Source organism: Microbacterium sp. TNHR37B, from assembly GCF_001620065.1.
Taxonomy (GTDB): domain Bacteria; phylum Actinomycetota; class Actinomycetes; order Actinomycetales; family Microbacteriaceae; genus Microbacterium.
The window spans coordinates 121,591-143,870 of the sequence record NZ_LQGV01000003.1 but is presented as its reverse complement, the minus strand read 5'-3'; the positions used below and the strand labels follow the sequence as shown (position 1 = coordinate 143,870).

The 22,280-nt window shown below is 71.4% G+C and carries 18 protein-coding genes; 10 read left to right on the top strand and 8 right to left on the bottom strand.

The window, feature by feature from the left end:
* The first annotated feature begins 8 nt into the window (after positions 1 to 8).
* Both AVP41_RS08985 and AVP41_RS08980 read left to right on the top strand, forming a co-directional pair.
* Positions 9 to 2,825, top strand: coding sequence for a glycosyltransferase (locus AVP41_RS08985; RefSeq protein WP_067163485.1), 2,817 nt, complete (start codon positions 9 to 11; stop codon positions 2,823 to 2,825).
* Positions 2,826 to 2,845: 20 nt separating this feature from the next.
* A complete protein-coding gene (locus tag AVP41_RS08980) occupies positions 2,846 to 4,222 on the top strand; it encodes a DUF5719 family protein (RefSeq protein ID WP_067163483.1) in 1,377 nt (458 codons plus the stop codon).
* 60 nt (positions 4,223 to 4,282) lie between these two features.
* On the opposite strand, the gene AVP41_RS08975 is transcribed toward AVP41_RS08980, so the two are convergent.
* Entirely contained in the window at positions 4,283 to 4,714 is a 432-nt protein-coding gene (locus AVP41_RS08975) for a metallopeptidase family protein (protein WP_231902717.1), read from the bottom strand.
* Positions 4,715 to 4,803: 89 nt separating this feature from the next.
* Here AVP41_RS08975 and AVP41_RS08970 point away from each other — a divergent pair, with 89 nt between their 5' ends.
* Positions 4,804 to 5,010, top strand: a complete 207-nt coding sequence (locus tag AVP41_RS08970; RefSeq protein WP_067163481.1) for a DUF3499 family protein — start codon at positions 4,804 to 4,806, stop codon at positions 5,008 to 5,010.
* An 82-nt stretch (positions 5,011 to 5,092) separates the two neighbouring features.
* Positions 5,093 to 6,550 carry an adenosylhomocysteinase gene (ahcY, locus tag AVP41_RS08965; RefSeq protein ID WP_067163478.1) on the top strand — a complete coding sequence of 486 codons (1,458 nt, stop codon included), beginning with the start codon at positions 5,093 to 5,095 and terminating at the stop codon, positions 6,548 to 6,550.
* A 27-nt stretch (positions 6,551 to 6,577) separates the two neighbouring features.
* Here ahcY and AVP41_RS08960 read toward each other — a convergent pair whose 3' ends face one another.
* A complete protein-coding gene (locus AVP41_RS08960) occupies positions 6,578 to 7,447 on the bottom strand; it encodes an RDD family protein (protein ID WP_067163476.1) in 870 nt (289 codons plus the stop codon).
* Between the two features lie 16 nt (positions 7,448 to 7,463).
* Between AVP41_RS08960 and AVP41_RS08955 the strand changes: the two genes are divergently transcribed.
* From AVP41_RS08955 to katG, 3 genes are all read left to right on the top strand, one after another.
* On the top strand, positions 7,464 to 8,459 hold the full coding sequence (locus tag AVP41_RS08955; RefSeq protein WP_067163474.1) for a stage II sporulation protein M: 996 nt from the start codon (positions 7,464 to 7,466) through the stop codon (positions 8,457 to 8,459).
* A 44-nt stretch (positions 8,460 to 8,503) separates the two neighbouring features.
* The gene (locus AVP41_RS08950) at positions 8,504 to 8,953 is read left to right on the top strand and encodes a Fur family transcriptional regulator (RefSeq protein ID WP_067163471.1); all 450 of its coding nucleotides are present in this window, start codon (positions 8,504 to 8,506) and stop codon (positions 8,951 to 8,953) included.
* 70 nt (positions 8,954 to 9,023) lie between these two features.
* Positions 9,024 to 11,324 carry a catalase/peroxidase HPI gene (gene katG, locus AVP41_RS08945; RefSeq protein ID WP_067163468.1) on the top strand — a complete coding sequence of 767 codons (2,301 nt, stop codon included), beginning with the start codon at positions 9,024 to 9,026 and terminating at the stop codon, positions 11,322 to 11,324.
* Positions 11,325 to 11,415: 91 nt separating this feature from the next.
* Here katG and aqpZ read toward each other — a convergent pair whose 3' ends face one another.
* From aqpZ to AVP41_RS16815, 6 genes are all read right to left on the bottom strand, one after another.
* Positions 11,416 to 12,222, bottom strand: coding sequence for an aquaporin Z (gene aqpZ, locus AVP41_RS08940; RefSeq protein WP_082829126.1), 807 nt, complete (start codon positions 12,220 to 12,222; stop codon positions 11,416 to 11,418).
* Between the two features lie 173 nt (positions 12,223 to 12,395).
* Positions 12,396 to 13,697 (bottom strand): DUF58 domain-containing protein, encoded by a 1,302-nt coding sequence (locus AVP41_RS08935; protein WP_067163466.1) that lies wholly within the window; start codon positions 13,695 to 13,697, stop codon positions 12,396 to 12,398.
* Positions 13,698 to 13,702: 5 nt separating this feature from the next.
* Complete coding sequence (locus AVP41_RS08930) at positions 13,703 to 14,698, bottom strand: AAA family ATPase (RefSeq protein WP_067163463.1); 996 nt, start codon at positions 14,696 to 14,698, stop codon at positions 13,703 to 13,705.
* Positions 14,695 to 15,927 (bottom strand): DUF4350 domain-containing protein, encoded by a 1,233-nt coding sequence (locus AVP41_RS08925; protein ID WP_231902716.1) that lies wholly within the window; start codon positions 15,925 to 15,927, stop codon positions 14,695 to 14,697. The genes AVP41_RS08930 and AVP41_RS08925 overlap by 4 nt, the downstream gene beginning before the upstream one ends.
* On the bottom strand, positions 15,924 to 16,595 hold the full coding sequence (locus tag AVP41_RS16820) for a DUF4129 domain-containing protein (protein ID WP_197464305.1): 672 nt from the start codon (positions 16,593 to 16,595) through the stop codon (positions 15,924 to 15,926). Before AVP41_RS16820 ends, AVP41_RS08925 begins: the two co-directional genes overlap by 4 nt.
* Positions 16,592 to 17,953, bottom strand: coding sequence for a hypothetical protein (locus tag AVP41_RS16815; protein ID WP_067163458.1), 1,362 nt, complete (start codon positions 17,951 to 17,953; stop codon positions 16,592 to 16,594). Before AVP41_RS16815 ends, AVP41_RS16820 begins: the two co-directional genes overlap by 4 nt.
* Positions 17,954 to 18,191: 238 nt before the next feature.
* On the opposite strand from AVP41_RS16815, the gene mtrA reads away from it, so the two are divergent.
* The 3 genes from mtrA to AVP41_RS08900 are packed head-to-tail and all read left to right on the top strand — an operon-like array spanning position 18,192 to position 22,246.
* The gene (gene mtrA, locus AVP41_RS08910) at positions 18,192 to 18,872 is read left to right on the top strand and encodes an MtrAB system response regulator MtrA (protein WP_067165731.1); all 681 of its coding nucleotides are present in this window, start codon (positions 18,192 to 18,194) and stop codon (positions 18,870 to 18,872) included.
* Positions 18,873 to 18,878: 6 nt separating this feature from the next.
* Positions 18,879 to 20,558 (top strand): MtrAB system histidine kinase MtrB, encoded by a 1,680-nt coding sequence (gene mtrB, locus AVP41_RS08905; RefSeq protein ID WP_067163455.1) that lies wholly within the window; start codon positions 18,879 to 18,881, stop codon positions 20,556 to 20,558.
* Positions 20,555 to 22,246: an LpqB family beta-propeller domain-containing protein gene (locus AVP41_RS08900; RefSeq protein ID WP_067163452.1), complete on the top strand. Its 1,692-nt coding sequence runs from the start codon at positions 20,555 to 20,557 to the stop codon at positions 22,244 to 22,246. The genes mtrB and AVP41_RS08900 overlap by 4 nt, the downstream gene beginning before the upstream one ends.
* The last annotated feature ends 34 nt before the right edge of the window (positions 22,247 to 22,280 follow it).

Here is a 22,280-nt window from a genome sequence, read left to right as displayed (position 1 = left end):
ACGTCGTCATGCCCGCCCGTGTACACGCCCTCCTGATCGTGCGCCCCGAGGGGCGTGTCGCTGCGGACATCCGTCTGCGCCGCACGCTCACCGCCGTGGCGAATCAGACGCGCCCCGTCGACGCGATCACGATCGTGCTCTGTGGTGACGACCGGGCCTCGGCAGAGGTCGCTGCCACGTCCGGGGCCGAAGCGGTCATCACGGCGGGGCGCTCGACGACATTCGCGGAAGGCCTGCGAATGGCCTCGCACCGTCTCGACGGGAACGCGGTCTGGTTGCTCGGCCATGACTGCGCGCCCGAGCCGGACGCCTTGGCGGCTCTCGCGGCTGCACTGGAGACGGCTCCCTCGGTCGCGGTGGCCGCTCCCAAGCTCGTGCGGTGGGAGGATCGCGCCCACATCGTCTCCCTCGGGGTGTCGATGACCCGGTTCGGGCGCACGGTGGGTCTGGCCGACGACGAGCACGACCAGGGCCAGCACGACGCCCGCGAGGACGTCCTGGGCGCCGACGTGCGCGGCCTTCTCGTGCGCGCCGAGATGTGGCGTCTGCTCGACGGGGTGGACCCGGCCTTGCGCGGAGCGGACGAGGGGCTGGATCTGAGCGTGCGCGCCCGGCTGTCGGGCAGCCGGGTGGCTCTCACGCCGGCAGCCGTGGTCGCGGTGGGTGCTGCCGAGGAGCGTGACGACGATGCCGGGGCGGCAGGACGCCGGCGGTCGGCCTATCACAGCCGTCTCGCGCAGGTGCATCGCCGGCTGGTGTACGCGGCCGGACCACTGCTGCTGCTGCACTGGCTCACTTTCGGTCCGCTCGCCGTCCTGAGAAGCGCGGCACACTTGCTCGCCAAGAGACCCGGACGCATCGCGCCGGAGCTGGGGGCGACGATCGTCGCCGCGTTGCGGATCCCTTCGATCGTCCGGGCCCGCGCCGGCATCCGCCGGGTGCAGCGCGTCTCCTGGTCGCAGCTGGCCCCGCTCCGGATCGGCGGGCGACAGCTGCGGCATCGACTCGACGACGAGGGTGGCGCCGGTCAGGCGCGGTCCGAACTCGGGTTCTTCCGTGGCGATGGCGGGGTATGGATCGTCGTCGTCGCGTTGGCTGTCTCGCTCGCGGCCTTCCCGGCCCTGTTGGCTTGGCCCGCGTTGGGCGGAGGGGCGCTCGCGCCGCTGCGGACGACGGTGGCCGCGCTGTGGGCCGACGCGCTCGCAGGTCCCCGTCCCCTCGGCTGGGACACCGTGGGCCCCGCCGATCCCTTCTCGGCCGTCGTGGCCGCTCTGGGATCCCTGAGTCCGTGGGAGCCGTCGCGCGCGCTCGTGGCGTTGTGGATCCTGGCGCTGCCGCTCGCGGCGCTCGGCGGGTGGTTCGCGGCGACCCGCCTCACCGAGAAGCCTCTCCCGCGCGCCCTCGTGGCGATCGGATGGGCGCTGGCGCCGACGTTCCTCGCGGCTCTCCTGCACGGTCGGCCGACCGCGGTCCTCGTCCATCTCCTTCTGCCGTGGCTCTTCACGACCGGCGCCGTCGCTCACCGATCGTGGACCGCGGCGGCGTCGGCGTCGTTGATCCTCGCCGCGGTCGTGGCCTGCGCCCCCTCGCTCGCCCCGGCGATCCTCGTCCTCTGGCTCCTGGTCCTCGTGCTCGTCCTGAGCCGCCGCGGTGGCCGCGGCGCCGCGCGGGTGGTCTGGCTCGTGATCCCCTCCGCCGTCGCCGCCGCACCCCTCGTCTGGCACCGCCTCCGGGCGGGTGAGGGCTGGGCACTGTTCGCCGATCCCGGGGTGCCCGCACCGTTCGCCACGCCTCGCGACGATGTGTGGGGGCGCCTGGGGATCGCCGCCGGCTTCCCGACCGACGACGTCGCCGGATGGGCGGGGATCGTCGGCGAGGCAGCCGGATGGATGGCGCTCCTGATCGTCCCCATCCTGCTGCTGGCCCTGGCCGCGCCGGCCATGTCGCGGATGGCGCCGGTGGCGGTCTGCTACGTCAGCGTGGGGCTCGGCGTCGTGACGGCACTCGTCGCGTCGGGCGTCCAATTGTCCGCCGCCGGCGCGACGCCCGTGACGGTGTGGCCCGGCGCCGGACTGAGTCTGGCATGGGCGGGACTGCTGGGTGCCGCGGCGCTCGCGCTGGCCGCCCTGCCGGCGCGGACCTGGCGAGGGGTGGCCGCAGCGGTTCCGCTCGTCGCCCTCGTCGTGCTCGCCGTGCCGGCCATGACGGCCTTCCCCCGCGACCAGGCCCAGATCGACAACGGACCCGACAGCACCCTGCCCGCCTACGTGAGCGCGGAGGGGCGTGGTGGTCCCGGGACGGCGACCCTCGTGCTCACGCCGCAGCGCGAGGGCGGTGTCGTGAGCACGGTGGTCTGGGGAGGAAGCGTCACCCTCGGCGGGCAGACGACGCTGCAGTCGTCGAGGCAGCACGCGACGACAGCTGACGAGACGACCGCGTCCGTCACCGCCGACCTCATCACCGGGTCCGCCGGCGATGTCGTGTCGCGGCTCGCCGACCACGGGATCGCCTACATCCTCCTCGACGCCCCCGGCGGCAATGCGGGGCAGAGCGACGACGCGCGGGTGACCCGGCTGGCAGCGCAAGCCGCGCTCGATCGCCGGGACGGCCTGGAGGCGGTGGGGGAGACCGGCAAGGGACAGCTCTGGTTCGTGCGCGACGAGGTGACACCGCGGGCGCCGAGCGCATCGGAGCGGGCCACGGCGTGGAGCGTGGCGGCCGCGCAGCTGGGCATCGTCGTCGTGACGCTCCTCCTCGCCGTTCCCACCGCGGCGAGCATTCGGCAATCCCGTCGCCGGCCGCGTGTGGTCGGAGGTGAGCGGTGATGCCGACGGACTCTCGCAGAATGGGGCGCCGAGCCGGCATCGGTGCGGCGGTCTCCGCCGCGCTCGTGGTGGGCCTCGGTGCCGCCGTCGTCCTGCCCTGGCCGAGTGTGGAGCGGGAGCCGGTCTCGGTCACCGCTCAGCCGCGGCCGACGGCATCGACCCTCTCGTGCGTCGGTCCGGTGTTGGCCGCAGGGCGCAACGCCGCCGATGCCGGCCAGCTCGCCGACGCGGCGGACTCGGAGATCTCCGCCGCCACCGGGGTGGGTGCGCTCGAGGCGACGACGGCGCGACTCGCTGCCCCGGACGTGGCGGGCGGGGCGGGTCCCGAAGCGCTCGAGGCCCTTCCGGTCGATGGGAAGCGCACCGATCTCGCGGCCGCCGGGTCCACCACCGTTTCCGATGAGGACCTCCGCGGGTTCGCGGCCTCGTCGTGTGCGCCGCCGCGGCTGGAGTCCTGGATCGCCGGTGGCAGCGGCACCACCGGCGCTGCCGATCTCCTCCTGATCGCCAACCCCTCGGCGGTTGCCGCCGAGGTATCGCTCACGGTCTACGGGGCGCAGGGGGCGACGGAGCCGGCTGCGGCGACCGGGATCGTCGTCGCCCCGCGCACGCAACGCGTCGTTCCGCTGGCGACGGTCGCTCTGGGCGAGGAGAGCCCGGTCGTGCGTGTCACGTCGTCGGGCGCCCCGGTGCAGGTGAGCCTGCAGGCGAGCATCACCCGGACGCTCGTGCCCGGCGGCGTCGACCAGGTCGGTGTCACAGCCGCGCCGGCCACGCGGCAGGTGATCCCCGCCCTCTCGGTGGTCGCAGCGCCGGGTCAGGCCGGCGCGTCGGAGTCCGCCACCGTCTTGCGCGTCCTCGCACCGTCGTCAGACACCGAGGCGCGCGTCGTCCTCACCCCCCTGGGGGGAGGCTCCACGGTGACCGATACGCTGCCGCTGCTGGCTGGTGTGCCGGCGGAGCTGGAGTTGGGGTCGCTGGCGCGCAACGCTTACCGCGTCGAGGTCATCGCGGACGAGCCGATCGTCACGGCGGCGTGGACGACGACGGGCTTCGGCGCGGGGTCCGATTTCGCCTGGCATACGGCACCGGCCGCCCTCAACGTTCCGAGTCTCGTGGCGGTCGCCGCCGGCCCGTCGCCCAAGCTCACGGTGTCCAACGACTCGGATGCTGCCGCCCGGATGCGCCTGACCGGTCCTGACGGTGAGCAGGAGATCACGATCGAGGCGGGATCGTCCGCGCGGGTGGCGGTGCAGTCCGGCGCCGTCTATTCGATCGACGGGGGTGGCGCGCGCCTGCGCGCCAATGTCACCTACTACGGCCCTGGATCGCTGGCCGGCTACGACGTCGTTCCGGCTGATGCGGCATCGGAGCCGGTCGTGGTGTTCACGCAGTAGCGCGCCGCCGATCCGCGATCGCGCCGTGAGGCGGGAATCACTCAGAAGAGACGGAACCGCTCAGAAGAAGCGGAACCGCTCGGGGCCGAGGTCCCACGGGTCGCGGTCGAGGTACTCCGCAGCAGCGCGGAACACACAACTCTCGATCATCATGCGCCGGTGCAGGTCGTCGTTGCGGTGCAGGTGGCTCAGCCGCTCGATCGGAAAGCGGTAGAGGATGATCCGCTTCTCGTCGGGGAGGGCGCTCCACCGCGGGATCCCGTCCTCGTCGGTCGACGGCGGCATCGCCGCCACTTCGAAGCGCACGTCACGCAGCTCCGACCAGGCGCTGCGCAGGAACTCGGCTGCGGTCCCGACGGCGAGATCGAACTTGTCCGCCCGCGTCTCGAGGGGCGGCAGCGGCGGTCGCACCACGGAACTGCGATCGAGGCGTCCGTGTCGGCCGTGGCGATTCGGGCGGGCGGGCGAAGCGGTGCGTCGGCGCCTCATCATGCCGATCATCCTATGCGGCCGGGGCGTCGATCGGACGGCCCCGGCGCGGCGCGGTCGGCACCGGCGGTCGGCTGGGTACCGTAGAAGCGATGCGTGACAGACTCTGCTCCAAGGTGGCGTGCGCCCGCGAAGCGGTCACGACGTTGACGTTCGACTACGGCGACCAGATGGCCGCTCTCGGTCCCCTCGGCGGCGGCAACGATCCGCATGCCCACGACCTCTGCGCGATTCACACCGACCGGCTGTCGGTGCCCAAGGGATGGGTGGTCGTGCGGCACGAGACTCTGCGCGTCTGAATCGACACGACTCGATCTCGCCCGTCGCGGAGTCCGTGACACGCGGCGACCGGGTCGGCCCCCGGGGTGGGAGAATGGGCGGATGCCGACTTCCGTGACATCTCTCGACTTCGTCGTCGCCGACCTCTCGCTCGCCGAGGCGGGCCGTCATCAGATCCGCCTCGCCGAGAACGAGATGCCCGGGCTCATGGCCCTGCGTGCGGAGTTCGCCGACACTCGTCCCCTCGCCGGGGCACGGATCGCCGGCTCGCTCCACATGACGGTGCAGACAGCGGTGCTGATCGAGACGCTCGTCGCCCTGGGCGCGCAGGTGCGCTGGGCCAGCTGCAACATCTTCTCCACTCAGGACGAGGCGGCCGCCGCGGTCGCGGTGGGGCCGACGGGAACCGTCGACGAGCCCGCCGGTGTCCCCGTCTTCGCCTTCAAGGGCGAGACGCTGGAGGAATACTGGGACTTCGCCGACCGGATCTTCGACTGGTCGGCCGAGGGCTTTGACGGACCCAACCTGATCCTCGACGACGGCGGCGATGCGACCCTGCTCGTGCACAAGGGCGTGGAGTTCGAGGCGGCGGGCGTCGTCCCCGATGCGCAGGAGGGGGACTCGGCGGAGTACCGCATCGTGCTCCAGACGCTACGCGCGTCGCTGGCACGCGATCCGCAGCGGTTCACCCGCATGGCCGCGGGCATCCTCGGCGTCACCGAGGAGACCACCACCGGAGTTCACCGACTGTACGAGCTCCACGCCGCGGGGCGTCTGCTGTTCCCCGGCATCAATGTCAACGACTCCGTCACCAAGTCGAAGTTCGACAACAAGTACGGCATCCGCCACTCGCTGCCCGATGGCATCAACCGCGCCACCGACGTGCTCATGGGGGGCAAGGTGGCCTTCGTCGTCGGCTACGGCGACGTGGGCAAGGGGGCAGCCGAGGCGCTGCGCGGACAAGGCGCTCGCGTCATCATCGGGGAGATCGACCCGATCTGCGCGCTGCAGGCGGCGATGGACGGGTTCCAGGTCGCCCGCCTCGAGTCGGTGATCGGGGAGATTGACCTCCTCATCACGGGAACCGGCAACACCCACGTCGTGACGGTCGACCACCTGCTCGGGCTCAAGCACCTCGCGATCGTCGGGAACGTCGGTCACTTCGACGACGAGATCGACATGGCCGGGCTGGAAGCCCTTCCCGGCGCCGAACGTATCGAGATCAAGCCGCAGGTCCACGAGTGGCGTCTGCCCACCGGACGGAGCATCCTCGTGCTCTCCGAGGGGCGCCTGATGAACCTCGGCAACGCGACCGGTCACCCGTCGTTCGTGATGAGCGCGTCCTTCACCAACCAGGTGCTCGCGCAGCTCGAGCTGTGGGAGCGGCGCGACGCCTACCCGACGGGAGTGTATGTGCTCCCCAAGCTCCTCGACGAGAAGGTCGCGCGTCTCCACCTCTCGGCCCTCGGCGTCGAGCTGACCGAGCTAACGCCTCACCAGGCGGCCTACATCGGTGTTCCCGTGGAGGGGCCCTACAAGCTGGAGCACTACCGCTACTGACGGGCCGTCGGTCACCGCCGGATCGGGTCAGCGGGCGGGCCGCGACGAGGGACCCGAACGCACCGGGAACCCGCGGGGCGCGGCGGCAGCGGTCGCTGTCAGCGCGTCGACCCTCTCCGAGGCGCCGCGGAGTGCGCGGTACTCACGGTCGCGCCGCACGGCCACGACGGCGCGGACGAACGTCTCGGGATCTGCAACGGGGACCGGTGACACGAACGCGCTGACCTCCGCCGCGAGATGGAACGCCGCTCGGGAGCGAGCGGCGGGATCCAGGCCGTCTGCGCCGCGGACGAACTGCGCGGCCCGTCGGGCGACCCGGTAGGGGAGCCGGGCGACGTCGGCGACCCGAGCCCATTCCGTCAGCGCCGGGGGCACGTCTCCCGCCGGAGCGGGGAGGCGCGGTGCGCGCGTGCGCTCGCTGTAGGTACCGGCCAAGAGGTCGCCGAGTCGTTGCGCGCGGGGAGTGAACACGCCGACGAGCCCTGCCACCGCCCCCGCGGTGAACCAGATCTCCAGGACGCCGGTCAGGGCGCGGATGAACGCGTGCCGGAAGCCGATCGCGCCCCCGTCGGTGCGCACGATCCGCCCGCCGACCGCCAGCTTCCCCAGGCTCCGGCCGCGTGTCGCGGTCTCCACGGCGGTCGGGATCACCACCAGCACGATCACGATGGTGGCGATCGTGAGCACGGGAGACATGGTCACGAGGTCGCCGCCCGACCCCGTGACCAGACCCGCCACGGTCCAGAACGCGACCAGGGCGGCGACCGAGGCGACGACGTCGATCAGCGCTCCCAGCGCCCGCAGGAAGAAACCCACCGCCTGCACGTCCAGAGCGACGGCTTCACCGGTGAGCACCTCGTCCTGTCGGATCTCGGCGGCAGCACCCGGGGACGTCATGACTACAGTGAAACACATGGACCTCGACGCGATCACGGCTGCGCGACGGGCCGAGTGGGAGCGTCTGGACGAACTGGGTCGAGTGCGTCGTCCCACGGGGGCGGAGGTCGACGAGCTGGTCTCGCGCTACCGTTCCGCGTCCGCCGATCTCGCCGAGATCAAGACCTCCGCCGGTCGCAGCACCGAAGGCGATCATCTCTCGACTCTCCTCGCGCGGGCGCGGCTGCGACTGACCGGTGCGCCGGACAACGTCCTGCAGCAGGTGCCACGGTTCTTCGTTCGTCAGCTGCCTGCGGCGCTCTACCGTCTGCGGTGGACGACACTCGCCGTCGCCGTCTTCTTCCTGGTGGTCGCGACCCTCGCCGGCAGCTGGATCGCCCGCGATCCGCAGGCCCTCGCGGCGCTGGGGAACGCGGCGCAGCTCGAGCAGTACGCCGAGAGCTCCTTCACCGAGTACTACAGCGAGAACCCCGCGGCGGTGTTCGCGGGCACGGTGTGGACCAACAACGCCTGGATCGCCGCGCAGTGCGTGCTCTTCGGGATCACCGGATTCTGGCCCATCATGGTCGTCATCCAGAACGCGGTCGGGGTGGGGACCGCGGGGGCCGTGCTGTTCGCGCACGGGCGGGGTGACGTGTTCCTCCTCTACATCGCCCCGCACGGGCAGCTGGAACTCACCTGCGTCTTCGTCGCGGCCGCCGCGGGACTCCACATCTTCTGGGCGTGGGTCGCCCCCGGTCCGCGCTCGCGCGGGGAAGCCATCGCCGAGGCGGGCCGCTCCCTCGTCACCGTCGCGATCGGTCTCGTCTTCGCCCTCGCTCTCGCCGGTCTCGTCGAGGGGTTCGTCACGGCGCAGCCGTGGCCGTGGGCCGTGAAGATCGGTATCGGGACTCTCGCGCTCGCGGTGCTGCTCGTCACGATGATCGTGGTCGGAGGCCGCGCGGTGCGGCGGGGAGAGACGGGCGATCTCACCGAGTACGAGGCGGGCACGACTCGGCTCGTCGCGGGGTGAGGTGTTGTTTTGAATCTGTCAAAACAAGCCGCTACGCTGAGGGTGTGACAGAGATCGCATCCGCCGTCGGGGACGCCGCTGCCGCGCTCGCCCTGCGACACGCCGGGCTGCGCGTCACGGAGTCGCGGGCCGCCGTCTACGAGGCCCTTGCGGCACGGCCGCATGCGAGCGCAGACGCCGTCTTCGCGTCGATCGCCCATCGGATGCCCCGCACCAGCAGGCAATCGGTCTACAACGCACTGAGCGACTTCGCCGATGCCGGACTCGTCCGCCGTATCGAGCCGGCGGGCCGTCCCATGCTCTTCGAGCTGCGCGTCGACGACAATCATCACCACCTCGTCTGCATTCAGTGCGGCGAGGTCGAAGACGTCGAGTGCGTCGTCGGGCACGCCCCCTGTCTCACCCCGTCCGACTCCCACGGATACCGCCTTCAGGCGGCCGAGGTCACCTTCTGGGGCACGTGCCCCGCGTGCGCGGAGGGAACGCGCCCGTGACCGAACCCTTCATCGCGGTCTCGCCGCGTCCCGGATCTCCCGCCCCCTCGACCCTTCAGGAAGGAAGAAAATGAGCGCACACGACGACAGCGCCGCCCCGATCGGTGAGAACCCGACGGGCATCGACCAGTCCGTCACCGTCACCGACACCGACGAGGCCCGCGTCGAGCAGGAGCAGACCGACCAGGCCGGCTCCTGCCCCGTGATCCACGCCCAGCCCCACCCCACCACCGGGTCGGCGAACGACGTGTGGTGGCCGAACCAGCTGAACCTCCGCATCCTGAAGAAGAACCCTGCGGTGGCCAACCCGCTCGGCGAGGACTTCGACTACCGGGCCGCCTTCTCGGCTCTCGACCTGAAGGCCGTCAAGAAGGACATCGCCGAGGTGCTGACCACCTCGCAGGACTGGTGGCCCGCCGACTTCGGCAACTACGGCCCGCTCATGATCCGCATGGCGTGGCATTCCGCCGGCACCTATCGGGTGATGGACGGTCGCGGGGGAGGCGGCACGGGGCAGCAGCGCTTCGCGCCGCTGAACAGCTGGCCCGACAACGTCAACCTCGACAAGGCGCGGCGGCTGCTCTGGCCGGTCAAGAAGAAGTACGGACAGAGCATCTCCTGGGGAGACCTCATGATCCTCGCCGGCAACGTCGCCCTGGAGTCGATGGGGTTCTCCACCTTCGGGTTCGCCGGCGGGCGGCCCGATGTCTGGGAGCCGGACGACGACGTGTACTGGGGGCCGGAGACCACGTGGCTCGGCGACGAGCGGTACACGGGCGAGCGCGACCTCGAGAAGCCGCTCGCGGCGGTGCAGATGGGGCTCATCTACGTCAACCCCGAAGGCCCGGGCGGCCAGCCCGACCCCCTCGCGTCGGCGCGCGACATCCGCGAGACGTTCGGCCGGATGGCGATGAACGACGAAGAGACCGTGGCGCTCATCGCGGGCGGCCACACGTTCGGGAAGACGCACGGTGCGGCGCCCGACTCGCACCTCGCCGACAACCCCGAGGCCTCGCCGATCGAGGAACAGGGACTCGGCTGGAGGAACGACTACGCCTCCGGCACGGGCGACGACACGATCACGTCGGGTCTCGAGGTCACCTGGACCTACCACCCCACCCGATGGGACAACGAGTTCTTCCACATCCTCTACGCGTATGAGTGGGAGCTCTTCCAGAGCCCCGCCGGCGCGCACCAGTGGCGTCCGGTCAACGGCGGAGGAGCCGACATGGTGCCCATGGCCCACTCGTCGGGCCGTCGTGAGCCGCGCATGCTCACGAGCGACCTGGCTCTGCGCGCGGACCCCGAGTACGACAAGATCTCGCGACGCTTCAAGGATGACCCCGAGGCCTTCGCCGACGCGTTCGCCCGCGCCTGGTTCAAGCTGACCCACCGCGACATGGGGCCCATCGAGCGCTACCTCGGTCCCGAGGTGCCCAGCGAGGAGCTCATCTGGCAGGACCGGGTTCCCCCGGTCGATCACCCGCTCATCGACGACGCGGCGGCGGCAGCGCTGAAGGCGCGGATCCTCGAGTCGGGGCTCAGCGTCGCCGAGCTGGTCTCCACGGCATGGGCGGCCGCCTCGACCTTCCGCGGCAGCGACAAGCGGGGCGGTGTGAACGGTGCGCGTATCCGGCTTGCCCCGCAGAAGGACTGGGAGGTCAACAACCCCGCACAGCTGCACCGCGTGCTTGGCGTCCTCGGCGGCATCAAGGCCGACTTCGACACCCAGTCCGATGCGAAGGTGTCGTTGGCCGATCTCATCGTCCTGGCGGGGAACGCCGCGATCGAGAAGGCTGCGCAGGACGCCGGCGTCGAGGTGGAGGTCGTGTTCCACCCCGGTCGCACAGATGCCTCCGCCGAGCAGACCGACGTCGAGTCGTTTGCCTATCTCGAGCCGGCGGCCGACGGGTTCCGCAACTACCAGGGTCCGGTTGCGGTCGCCTCGGGGCTTCCCGCGGAGCACCTGCTCATCGACAAGGCGAACCTCCTGACCCTCAGCGCACCGGAGATGACGGTCCTGGTCGGGGGGCTCCGGGTACTCGGTGCCAACTGGGACGGTTCGGAGTACGGCGTCTTCACGGATCGGCCGGGAGTGCTCTCGAACGACTTCTTCGTGAACCTGCTCGACCTCGGGACCACCTGGCGACCGCTCGATCCGGGCTCCCACGCGTTCATCGGCACGAAGGACGGCTCGGGCGAGAAGGTCGGCGTCGGCACCCGCGTCGATCTGTTGTTCGGCTCCAACTCGGAGCTGCGCGCGCTCGCCGAGGTCTACGCGTCCGACGATGCGAACGACAAATTCGTCCGTGACTTCGCCGCCGCGTGGGGTCGCGTCATGGAGCTCGATCGGTTCGACCTGCACGCCTGAGCGCCGGCGGCGGGGACGCCTCGTTTCCCCTCGCTGCACACGACGACCGGAGGCCTCCCGCCTCCGGTCGTCGTGTGTGTGCGGGGTCGGTTCAGCCGGCCGACTTGCCGTCGAACAGGGCGCGGTGGGCGAACCCGGCCAGCAGGGCGCCGACGATCGGGAACACGATGAAGACCCACAGCTGTGCCAGGGCGTCCCCGCCGCCGTAGAGAGCGGTGGCGATCGAACGGGCGGGGTTGACTGAGGTGTTGTCGATCGGGATCGAGACGAGGTGGATGAGCGTCAGGGTGAGACCGATGACGAGCCCGGCCAGCGTCGTCCCGCGCGTCGCGTGGGTCACGCCGAGGATGACGAGCACGAAGATCCCCGTGAAGAGGATCTCGGCGGTGATCGCCCCGCCGATGCCGAAGTTCCCGGGGGAGTGGTCACCGAACCCGTTGCTGGCAAAGCCCCCGGACTGCGCGGCGGTCAGCCATCCGTTCGGGCCGAACAGACCGATCAGGACGATCAGGCTGGTCGCGATCGCGCCGCCGACGACCTGCGCGACGATGTAGCCGATCGTGTCCTTCCACGGGAAGCGGCCGGCGGCGGCGAGGCCGAGCGTGACAGCGGGATTGAAGTGGCCGCCGGAGATCGGTCCCCAGGCGTAGGCACCCGCCACGACCGTCAGGCCGAAGGCGAGCGCCACCCCCACGAAGCCGATCCCGAGCGAGGATCCGTTGGACCCCACACCGAAGTCCGAGGCGAACAGGGCGGCTCCGATGCCGCCGAAGACGAGAAGGAAGGTCCCCGCCGCTTCCGCCAGGAGCTTGATGCTGGTCGCCGGTCCCGCCGGCGGTGGCGTGTGGTCCAGAGCAGTCGGCGTGGCCGGGGTATCGGGGATGGGGTCGGTGCTCATGAGAGGTCCTTTCGCTGAGGATCACGCGGGGCGATCCAGATGAGGGTGATTCTGCCCCTGTTCCGGGCGATTGCCCAGGAGGCGGCCGACGTGTGGCGTCGTGTGACAAGACGCGTGATCTCTCGATCCGTGACGCGGAACCGTCGACGGGCTTCGGGATGCGCGGCGCGGATCTAGAGCCGCCCGGCCGCTTTCAGGGCCAGGTAGCGGTCGGCGATGGCGGGGGGAAGGTCCTCGGGGGTCGCAGCGAGGGCCTCGCCACCGGCACGGCGGATGGCTGCGGCCACGCGGTCGGCGTCACGTCGGGCGCGTTCGTCTGCGGCTTCGCGGTAGATGTCGGCGGCCGTCCGCCGCGGCGGAGGAGCGGACGGTTCGTCCCACGCCGCCCCCACCAGCAGCGGCGCCCGCCGTGTGACCGCGGGAAGGGCCGCGAGGAATCCCCGCGCCGATTCCACCGCGTCCTGGGCCGTCAGCGCCACCACGAGCGAGGGGCGCGTCGTCAACGTGCGCACGTGGGCGAACGCGGCGTCCCAGTCGGTGTCGATCAGCTGTGCCTCCACCGGCGCCATGGCGTCCACGAGGCTCGACAGCAGTCCCGCCCCGTCGCGCCCGGTCACCCGCGCGCGAACGACACGGTCGAACATCACGAGATGGACGTGGTCGCCCGCGCGCGAGGCGAGGGCGCTCAACAGGAGGGCGGACTCCATGGCGGCATCCAGACGGATCCCGTCGCCGACGCGTGCGGCGGCCGTGCGGCCGGTGTCGATGATGATGACGACGTGACGGTCCCGCTCGGGACGCCACGTCCGCAGCATCGTCGTGCTCGCCCGGGCCGTGGCCCGCCAGTCGATCGAGCGCACGTCGTCACCGCGCACGTACTCGCGGAGGCTGTCGAACTCGGTGCCTTGCCCTCGGACCTGCAGACTCGTGTTGCCGTCGAGCTCGCGCAGCCGCGCCAGCCGCGAGGGCAGGTGTCGGCGTGCGGTGAACGGCGGGAGGACGCGGATCCTCGCGGGCGCGTCGAGGCGCGCTTGTCGCCCGGCGAGCCCGAGCGGACCGACCGAGCGGACCACGACGAAGTCGCTGCGCAGTTCACCGCGTCGCCGCGGACGCAGTGGGACCTCGACTCCGCGTCGCTCCCCGGCCGGGAGATCGAGGACGCTGCGGCGGGACGGGGCGCCGGCGGTGGGCTGCCACCCGTCGCGCAGGAGTCCGCGGAGCCGCCGGGAACCGGTGTTGTGCACGAGGACCGTCGTGGACACGTCGCTGTCTCGAAGCGCGCGTGCGGGAACGCGTCGTTCGATCCGCAATCGCCGCGGGGAGGCGGCGAGAGCGACGTCCATCGCTGCCAGGAACGCTGCCAGCAGCACCCAGCCCGCCGCGACCGTCCACGCCGGGACCGCCATCGACGACAGCGCGATGACAGGGACGACGCCCAGGGCCAGGGCGAGCGGCAGACGACCGGTGACGAACATGAGGCCTAGACGGGTACGCGCGTCTGCTGGACCACAGAGGTGAGGATCGCATCGGCCGACACGCCCTCGATCTCGGCGTCGGGGCGGAGGCGCAGACGGTGTCGCCACGTGGGCACGAGCATCGTCTGGACGTGGTCCGGGGTGATGGCGGGGTAGCCGCCCAGCCACGCCCACGCCTTCGAGGTCGCCAGCAGCGCGGTCGCCGCGCGCGGGCTCGCTCCCAGCTGCACGGAGGGGGAAAGGCGGGTGGCCCGCGCTAGATCCACGACGTATCCGAGCACGTCGTCGGACACCTCGACGCGGCCGACGGCGGCCTGCGCGGCGCGGATCTCCTCCGCGCCGGTGACGGCCTCCAGACCCGCGGCGGCGAGATCGCGCGAAGTGAATCCGCTCGCGTGACGGCGGAGCACCGCGATCTCGTCGCCGCGCGCCGGGACGTCGATCATCAGCTTGAGCAGGAAGCGGTCGAGTTGGGCCTCGGGCAGTGTGTAGGTGCCCTCGTGTTCCACCGGGTTCTGCGTGGCGGCGACCAGGAAGGGCTCGGGGAGGGCGCGGGAGACACCGTCGGCGGAGACCTGGCGCTCCTCCATCGCCTCCAGCAGGGCGGCCTGCGTCTTCGGGGGCGTCCGGTTGATCTCGTCGGCCAGGAGGACGTGCGTGAACACGGGGCCTGCCCGGAAGTCGAACTCCCCGGAGCGCGCGTCGAAGACGAGCGATCCCGTGACGTCTCCCGGCATGAGGTCGGGCGTGAACTGGATCCGCGCGGTGTCCAGTCCGATCGCACGGCTGAAGGCTCGGACGAGCAGCGTCTTGGCGACCCCGGGAACGCCCTCCAGGAGCACGTGGCCGCGGCTGAGCAGAGCGATCAGCAACCCCGTGACCGCGCCGTCCTGTCCGACGACGGCTTTGCCGACCTCGATCCGCACGCGGTTCATCGCCTCGCGGAGCTGATCGGATGAGGGCGCCGTCGTCGGAGTCGACGCGGGGTCCAGTGCGCTCATGAATGGTCCTTTCGGGACGGGGGCTGTTCGAGGGCGGTGTCGGGTTCGGGACGCTGCGCGGGCCGTGCGGGGCGCACGGCGGCGTGGAGTCGCTGCTCGAGCGACCGCACGCGGTCGGCTGCCTCGACGAGTTGGGCATCGTCGTCCACGGTCGTGTCGAGGAGGAGTCCGCGCACCGCCTGGCGGTCCTCGCCGAGGCGTTCGGCGACGGCGTCGCTGATCTCCTGCGCACTCGCACTCGGGCCGAGACCCACCAAGCGGGCCAGGCGTGTGAGCGCGCCGATCCTCAGGTTGTCCAGCGCATGGGTCGGTTCCCCCGCGCGGGCGTAGAGGCGTGCGCGACCTTCCGAGGTCTCTCCGACGCGCACGGTGACCGGCAGCCGCTCGGTCACCAACGGTCCGAAGCGTCGTCCGCGCCAGACCGCGGCGGCGACACCCGCGGTGAGCAGGAGCAGCATGACGGGAGTGACCCACGGCGGGGTGAGCTCACCCAGGCTCGGGGCGCTATCGGCGAAGTCGCTGTCCTCGAGCGACGGCAGATACCAGACGACCCACGGATGACGGCCCAGGAGGTTGAGGGCCAGCGCGGCATTGCCGTCGCGGGCCAGCTGCGCGTTCGTGAAGAGCACCGTGCCGTCGACGGCGGACACCCGGCGTTCGCCCTCGTCTCGGACGACGAGACCGGCGCCGCCGTCGGAGATGTAGCAGGCCTGAACCGGTGCATCGGCGGTGAAGAGCGCCCCCGGAGTGATCGGGCCGGCCCGTTGGGCGTCGGGAAGCTCGCAATCGGGTTCGACCAGCGACATGCCGTAGCCGCCGACGCTCGCGCCGGGGAGAAGCACGCGCAGATCCCGCGACGCCGGGTCGAGCAACACCACGTCCTCGGCGAGGGAGGAGATCTCTCGGATCGTATCGTCGGCCAGGGGCGAGGTGTCCGCCCAGACCAGCGTCCCGCCGCTGGAGAGGGCGGCCCGCGCCGCCGCGCGGTCGCGGACGGCGACGACGCTGACGCCCTCTTTCTGCAATAGACGCGTGATCGCCCGGGTGCCGTCGGGACCGGCGGCGTGTGGGTCCAGGAGGCCACGCGCGGGAAGCTGGGCGATGCCGGCGATCGCGGTCAACCCAAGCCCGACGACGATGATGCCGGCGGCGATCGCCGTCCACCCCCAGATGCCCCGCCTCCGCGACGGCGCCGTGGCCACCGCGCTCATCGAGCCACTCCCGCTCATCGAGCCACCTCGGCGCCCAGGTCACGGTCGCCGGTGTCGAACCGGGGCGACGTACGGGCGAGGCGTTCGTCCAGCTCCACCATCGAGCGGTATCCCGTCGCATCGCCGGGGCGGCGGAGGTAGCGGACGTCGTCGAAGAGGTCGGCGGCGTGCGCGAGCGCTCCTCCCTCCGCGGGGAACGCGGCGGAGGCTTGCCGCGCGAAGCCGTGGACGGTCGTGCCGGGGGCGGGGTCGAGCACGGTGCGCTCGACGAGACCGCGGGAGAGCGCACGGAAGCGCAGCGCGATCGCCTCCTCCCAGTCCTCGCGGTCCGCGGCCGCGCGGGAAGCGGTGCGGAGCTCATCCGCCCGTCGCGCATCGTCGATCCCGAAGAGGTCGACACGTCCGCGGGACCGGACGGTGCGACGCGGCCGCCCCCACACGATCACCGCGAGCACCACGATGGCGAGGAGGACGAGGACGACACCTACCGCCATCCACGGCGCGAGGGCTGCCGGGGCCGAGCCGGAGAAGAGCGATCCGAGGAACTCGCCCACCGCGCGCGCCATCCGATCGAACGGGGTGGGCTCGGCGGCCTGGTAGGCCGGGTCCGACAGCTCCTGCTCCGCCCATCGACGCGCCTCGTCACCGTCGGGGATCAGGGGGAGGGCGAGGTCGCGGATCGTCACGACGATCCCGACCCGGGCGGCACCCACTGCGTCGCGTTCGGCCCGGAGGGACCGTGCGGCGGGGAGACGTCGACAGACTGCCCCGCCTCCGGCGCCGGTGCGAGGAAACCACCGGCGGACGGAGCCGGCCACGCCGGATCGACGGCGGTCGGAGACGCCGGTCCCGCGCTCGGCGGAGGCCATGCGGCGCTCTGCGGCGGTGACCATCCGCCCGGCGGCGGCCCGACGACGCCGGGGGCGGGCCACATCGAGTTCGGTGCGGGCCAGGCGGCACCGCCCGGTGACGGCCACGCAGCGGGCGGAGCACCCCACCGCGGAAGGCTCCTCCGCCCGATGTGGAGGCGGTAGGGATCGGCGAGCTCGCTCGCGCCGGCGTCGCGCTGGTCGACGTACCTCAAGAGATCGAGATCGAGCCCCTCGTGTCGCATACGGCAATCGACATACACGAGCGCGGCCCCGGTGGACAGGACGATGAGCGAGACGCACTGGACCAGGAAGACCACGAGTTGGGTGAGGACGTTGCCGACGAGAAAGGTCGTGAGGGCGGCAACGTCGGGCTCCCCGGTCGGCGTCACGATCGTGCCCATGCCCAACGCGGCGATCGACAGCGGCACGCTCACCACCTGAGCAAGCGTGCCGAACGCGAGGCTGATGATGACGCTGACGCCGAGCCCCACCCAGAACCGTCCCCGGATCAGGGTCCACGACCGAGCGACGGCCGCGCGGATCGTCGCCTGCTCGGCTACCAGCACGGCGGGGACGAGCATGAGCTTGGTCGTCAGCCACAGCGAGAGCGGGACCATCCCGAGGGCGACGACCATCGCGACGACGAAGCCGAGCGGCCCGGCGATCACGCTGAGTCCGAAGAAGATCCCCACCACGATGGCAACGGCGACCACGATCGCCAGGGTCAGGAGCAGTCCGTAGCCGATCAGCCGTCCCGCCACGGGACGGACCCGCCCCCAGAGTCGGCGCAGGGTGAGCTTCTCCGCGACCACCGCGTGGAGCACCTCGGCGACGACGACCCCTTGCACGATCACCCCGAGAGCGGCCGAGGCGATGGTCAGGATGAGGCCGGCGATCCCCACGAGGGCGACGGAGCCGGCCAGGACGGTCTCGAACTCTTCGGTGCCGGGTTGCAGCGAGGCCAGCCGCGAGAAACTGAGCACGCCGAGCCCGACGAGGACCCCCGCCACCAGGAGCGCACCCACCGCCTGCACGACGAGGGCGAAGCCCAGGAGGACCCGGGGATTGTGGCGGAGCACGGTGAAGGAGCGACCGAGGATGGTGCCGAATCCCAGCGGCTGCAGGGGAACGATGCCGGGCCTCGTCGCCGGGGTCCAGGTCGTGTCCGTCACGTCGAGGATCCTTCCATCTCGCGCAGCCTCTCCGCGTCCGTGGGGCAGTCGGAGGGCTGGTGGTCCTCCTATCGTGGCACACCGTCCTGGCCCGTTCTTCGCGCGGAACGGCCGCTGCGCACGGCGCTCGCATGGCTGCTCCCCGCCCCATTCCCGGGGTGGTCCGATACTGTGTCAGTCAACGCACACCGCCCGGTACGCGTTGGCTCCCGCCTAACCCGAAGGACGAATGGGTCAGATGGCTTCTCGCATCCTGGTCGTCGACGACGACACCGCTCTGGCAGAGATGATCGGCATCGTCCTGCGCACCGAGGGGTTCGAGCCGGTCTTCTGCGCCGACGGCGCGGTGGCCGTGGAGATGTGGCGGCACGAGCGCCCCGAGCTGGTCCTTCTGGACCTCATGCTCCCCGGGATGGACGGCATCGAGATCTGCACGCGCATCCGGGCGGAGTCCGGCGTTCCCATCATCATGCTCACGGCGCGCACCGACACCGCCGATGTGGTCCGGGGCCTGGAGTCGGGTGCAGACGACTACATCGTGAAGCCCTTCAACCCGAAGGAGCTCGTCGCCCGCATCCGCACACGATTGCGTCCCGCCAGCGCGGCGCCTGCCGAGACCCTCCGGATCGGCGACTTGTCCGTGGACGTCGCCGCGCACGAGGTGCGTCGTGGCGACGCGGTCATCGCGCTGACGCCGCTGGAGTTCGAGCTGCTCGTCGCTCTCGCCTCGAAGCCCCAGCAGGTCTTCTCGCGCGAAGCGCTGTTGGAGCAGGTGTGGGGCTACCACTACAAGGCCGACACCCGGCTGGTGAACGTCCACGTGCAGCGACTGCGCGCCAAGGTGGAGATCGACCCGGACAATCCGAAGATCGTCATGACGGTGCGCGGCGTCGGCTACCGCGCCGGCGCCGCGGTGTAGGGGACCGTGTCCTCCACCGGCTCCGTCCGCACGGCCGCCCTGCCGACGTGGCGGGACTGGCGCGGCTGGCCCGCCAATGTCGGCTACTCGTGGCGTCGTTCGCTCCGGTTCCGCACGCTCGCGGTGACGCTCGGATCCACTGCCCTGACGATCCTCGTCGCGCTCGTGTGGATGTCGCTGGCGATTCAGAACGACCTGTTCGAGTCTCGCGTCGAGCAGGTGGAGGCCGCCGCGCAGCGCGCCACGCTCGCCGCTCAGACGACGCTGGACTCTGCGGCGATCGGAGGCGACGCCGTCGCCCTGCAGGATGTGATGCGTGACGTGCAGGCCACGCAGTTCCGGCAGGCCGCCACCGACATGTACGCGATGTTCCGGATCTCCTCGGATCCCTCCGCCGTCGCACCGCAGGACCTCGAAGTGGGTGGTCAGCTCTCCACCATGCTCTCCCCGGCCTTGCGCAAGGCCGTCGTCGCCGACCCCGACCACCAGGCCTGGCAATCGATCGGCATCCCCACCGAAGACGGAGCGGTCGTCCCGGGCGTCGTGGTGGGCCAGCAGCTCCTCCTGCCGGAAGCGGGGCCGTACGAGCTCTACTTCGCGTACGACCTGGCGTCGGAGGCAGAGACGCTGCGCTTCGTCCAGGTGACCCTCTGGGGCGTCGGAATCGCGCTCGTCGTTCTCATCGGCGCGATCTCCTGGATCGTCCTGCGTTCGGTCACCGTCCCGATCGCACAGGCCGCCGACACGAGCGCCAAGCTCGCCGCGGGGGACCTCGGGGTCCGGCTGCCGGTGCGGGGCGAGGACGAGTTCGCCACGCTCGGGCGTTCCTTCAACGCCATGGCCGACAGCATCGAGAGTCAGATCAAGGAGCTCGCGGACCTGTCCCTCGTCCAGCAGCGCTTCGTCTCCGACGTCTCGCACGAGCTCCGCACCCCGCTGACGACGATCCGTCTCGCCTCCGACATGCTCAACGATCAGCGGACGGAGTTCGACCCCACCACCGCTCGTGCCGCCGAGCTGCTCCACGCCCAAGTGCAGCGGTTCGAGACCCTGCTCACCGACCTCCTCGAGATCAGCCGGTACGACGCGGGGTCGGTGCAGCTGGAGACCGAGCCCACGAGCCTCGCTCATCTGGCCGAAGACGTCATCGCGTCCATGCAGCAGCTCGCCGAGCAGCACGGGAGCGATGTGCGCCTGGTCGCCCCGGGAGGGTACTCGCCGGTCGAGATGGACCCGCGGCGCGTGCGTCGCGTCGTCCGAAACCTGCTCGGCAACGCGATCGAGCACGGCGAGGGGCGTCCGATCGTCGTCACCGTCGACAGTGATCAGCGTTCGGTCGCCCTCGGCGTCCGCGACTTCGGTCTGGGGATGCGCGCGCAGGACGTCGAGCGGGTTTTCGATCGCTTCTGGCGCGCGGATCCGTCGCGCAAGCGCACGATCGGCGGCACGGGTCTCGGGCTCTCGATCGCCCTGGGCGACGCGCGACTTCACGGCGGCACGCTCGCGGTGTGGTCGGAGCCGGGGCGGGGCACCCACTTCGTGCTGACCCTTCCCCGGGGCGCCGCCCGGATCGGCAACGCCTCGCCGATTCCGCTCGATCCCGGCGACGATGGAGCACCGCTGGACGACCTGGGGCTCACGCAGCCGATCGACATCTCGCGGACACCGACGGGAGGGCTCGCATGATCCCGCAGCGGACGCGTCGCATCCTCGCCCTCCCGGCCATCGCGCTCATCCTCGTCTTGGCCGCGTGCGCGGGGCTGCCCACGAGCGGACCGGTCAAACTCGGTCGGAGCGTCTCGGAGGCCGGCGAGGATCCCGCCGTCTCCTTCAACCCCGACAAGCCGAGCCCCGGCATGACGCCGCAGCAGGTGGTCGAGGGATTCATCGCCGCCGGGAGCGGGACGCGCGACACGTGGGCGGTCGCCAAGCTCTTCCTCGCCGAGGCCACGGCGTGGAACCCGCGGGCGGGCGTCACGGTATACACCCCGGGCCAACGCACGGTCACTGCGGTGTCCGATGACGAGGTGAACGTCGCGGTGCGGGTGGAGGGCTCCGTCGAGGCCAACGGCGCCTACACCGAGCGCGCCGGCGAGGTCGTCTCGCTGAACTTCCGCCTGGCTAAGGAAGAGGGCGAGTGGCGGATCACGGAGGCACCCGACGGGATCGTGCTGGACCGGAACCGGTTCACGTCGGTGTTCCGCAACTACCCGCTCATGTTCTTCGACCGGGACTGGCGCTACCTGGTGCCCGATGAACGCTGGTTCCCGGTCGATTCCGCCCGCGTGCGCATCGCCGAAGCCCTCACTCTCGGCGGGCCGAGCGCGTGGCTCGCCGATTCGGTGCGCAACGAGTTCACGGAGAGCACCGGGCTCGGCGCGCCGTCCGTCCCCGTGCGTTCGCAAGTGGCCGAGGTGCCGCTGCGCTCCGCGGCGCGCGGGGTCGACCGGACGACGCTCGGGCGGATGCAGCTCCAACTGGCGGAGAGCCTGGCGGGCACAGGGGTGCAGGGGGTCGACATGCTCGTGGACGGGCAGTCGCTCGGAGCCGTCCCCGCCGAGATCCGGCAGACACGGGTGGAGACCAGGCCCCTGGTGACCTGGGGCGACGGCTTCGGGTTTCTCTCGGGTGCCGAGTTGGACCCTCTCACGGGTCTGGGCGGAGCGCTGACCGACATCGCGACCGAGATCGGCGCCGTGAACGCGATCGAGGTCGATGCAGAGAGGACCCACGCCGCGGTGCGCGGAGCGAGCGGAGGCGTCGGCCTCGTGCAGTCCGACGGTCGCTGGCAGGTGCTGGACACCCGGGCGGGGCTCGTGAAGCCCACGATGGACGACGACCTCTTCACCTATTCCGTGCCGGCGGGCGATCCGGCGGGTCTGCGGGCCTACGGCCCCGATGGCACCGTCCATGACCTCGCGTCGGCGTGGCCAGGCGTCACGCGGGTGTACGCGCTCCGCGTGTCTCGCGACGGCACTCGCCTCGCCGCCGTCGTCCGCGACGGCACGCAACCCGCGGTCTGGATCTCCGGCATCATCCGCGACGACGACGGTGTCCCCGTCCGGCTCAGCGAGCCGAAGGCGCTCGGGGCTCTTCCTGGTGCGGGCGTCGACATGGCGTGGCTCGACGGATCGACCCTCGCCGTCCTCGCGCAGAGCGAAGGGCAGCCGGTCGTGATCGAGCAGCCGGTCGGCGGCCCGTCACGTGGCACGCGGGCCCCCGAGGGGGCGACGTCGCTCGCCGGGGGCAACGAGTCGGGGGAGGTCCGCCTCCTCGACTCCGAGGGGCGCCTGTTCGGGCAGCGTGGCGCGACGTGGTCGGTGATCGCGAACGACGTCGGAGTGCTCGCCACTCAGCGGGGCATGCCCGGCTGACCTGCACCGGCTCGTCCCCAACGGCCCGACCGGG

Excerpts from the sequence above, each read along its gene's own strand:
- AVP41_RS08985 (WP_067163485.1), top strand. The coding sequence starts at position 9 with ATGCCCGCCCGTGTACACGCCCTCCTGATCGTGCGCCCCGAGGGGCGT.
- AVP41_RS08980 (WP_067163483.1), top strand. The coding sequence starts at position 2,846 with ATGGGGCGCCGAGCCGGCATCGGTGCGGCGGTCTCCGCCGCGCTCGTG.
- AVP41_RS08975 (WP_231902717.1), bottom strand. The coding sequence starts at position 4,714 with ATGATGAGGCGCCGACGCACCGCTTCGCCCGCCCGCCCGAATCGCCAC.
- AVP41_RS08970 (WP_067163481.1), top strand. The coding sequence starts at position 4,804 with ATGCGTGACAGACTCTGCTCCAAGGTGGCGTGCGCCCGCGAAGCGGTC.
- ahcY (WP_067163478.1), top strand. The coding sequence starts at position 5,093 with ATGCCGACTTCCGTGACATCTCTCGACTTCGTCGTCGCCGACCTCTCG.
- AVP41_RS08960 (WP_067163476.1), bottom strand. The coding sequence starts at position 7,447 with ATGACGTCCCCGGGTGCTGCCGCCGAGATCCGACAGGACGAGGTGCTC.
- AVP41_RS08955 (WP_067163474.1), top strand. The coding sequence starts at position 7,464 with ATGGACCTCGACGCGATCACGGCTGCGCGACGGGCCGAGTGGGAGCGT.
- katG (WP_067163468.1), top strand. The coding sequence starts at position 9,024 with ATGAGCGCACACGACGACAGCGCCGCCCCGATCGGTGAGAACCCGACG.
- aqpZ (WP_082829126.1), bottom strand. The coding sequence starts at position 12,222 with ATGAGCACCGACCCCATCCCCGATACCCCGGCCACGCCGACTGCTCTG.
- AVP41_RS08935 (WP_067163466.1), bottom strand. The coding sequence starts at position 13,697 with ATGTTCGTCACCGGTCGTCTGCCGCTCGCCCTGGCCCTGGGCGTCGTC.
- AVP41_RS08930 (WP_067163463.1), bottom strand. The coding sequence starts at position 14,698 with ATGAGCGCACTGGACCCCGCGTCGACTCCGACGACGGCGCCCTCATCC.
- AVP41_RS08925 (WP_231902716.1), bottom strand. The coding sequence starts at position 15,927 with ATGAGCGGGAGTGGCTCGATGAGCGCGGTGGCCACGGCGCCGTCGCGG.
- mtrA (WP_067165731.1), top strand. The coding sequence starts at position 18,192 with ATGGCTTCTCGCATCCTGGTCGTCGACGACGACACCGCTCTGGCAGAG.
- AVP41_RS08900 (WP_067163452.1), top strand. The coding sequence starts at position 20,555 with ATGATCCCGCAGCGGACGCGTCGCATCCTCGCCCTCCCGGCCATCGCG.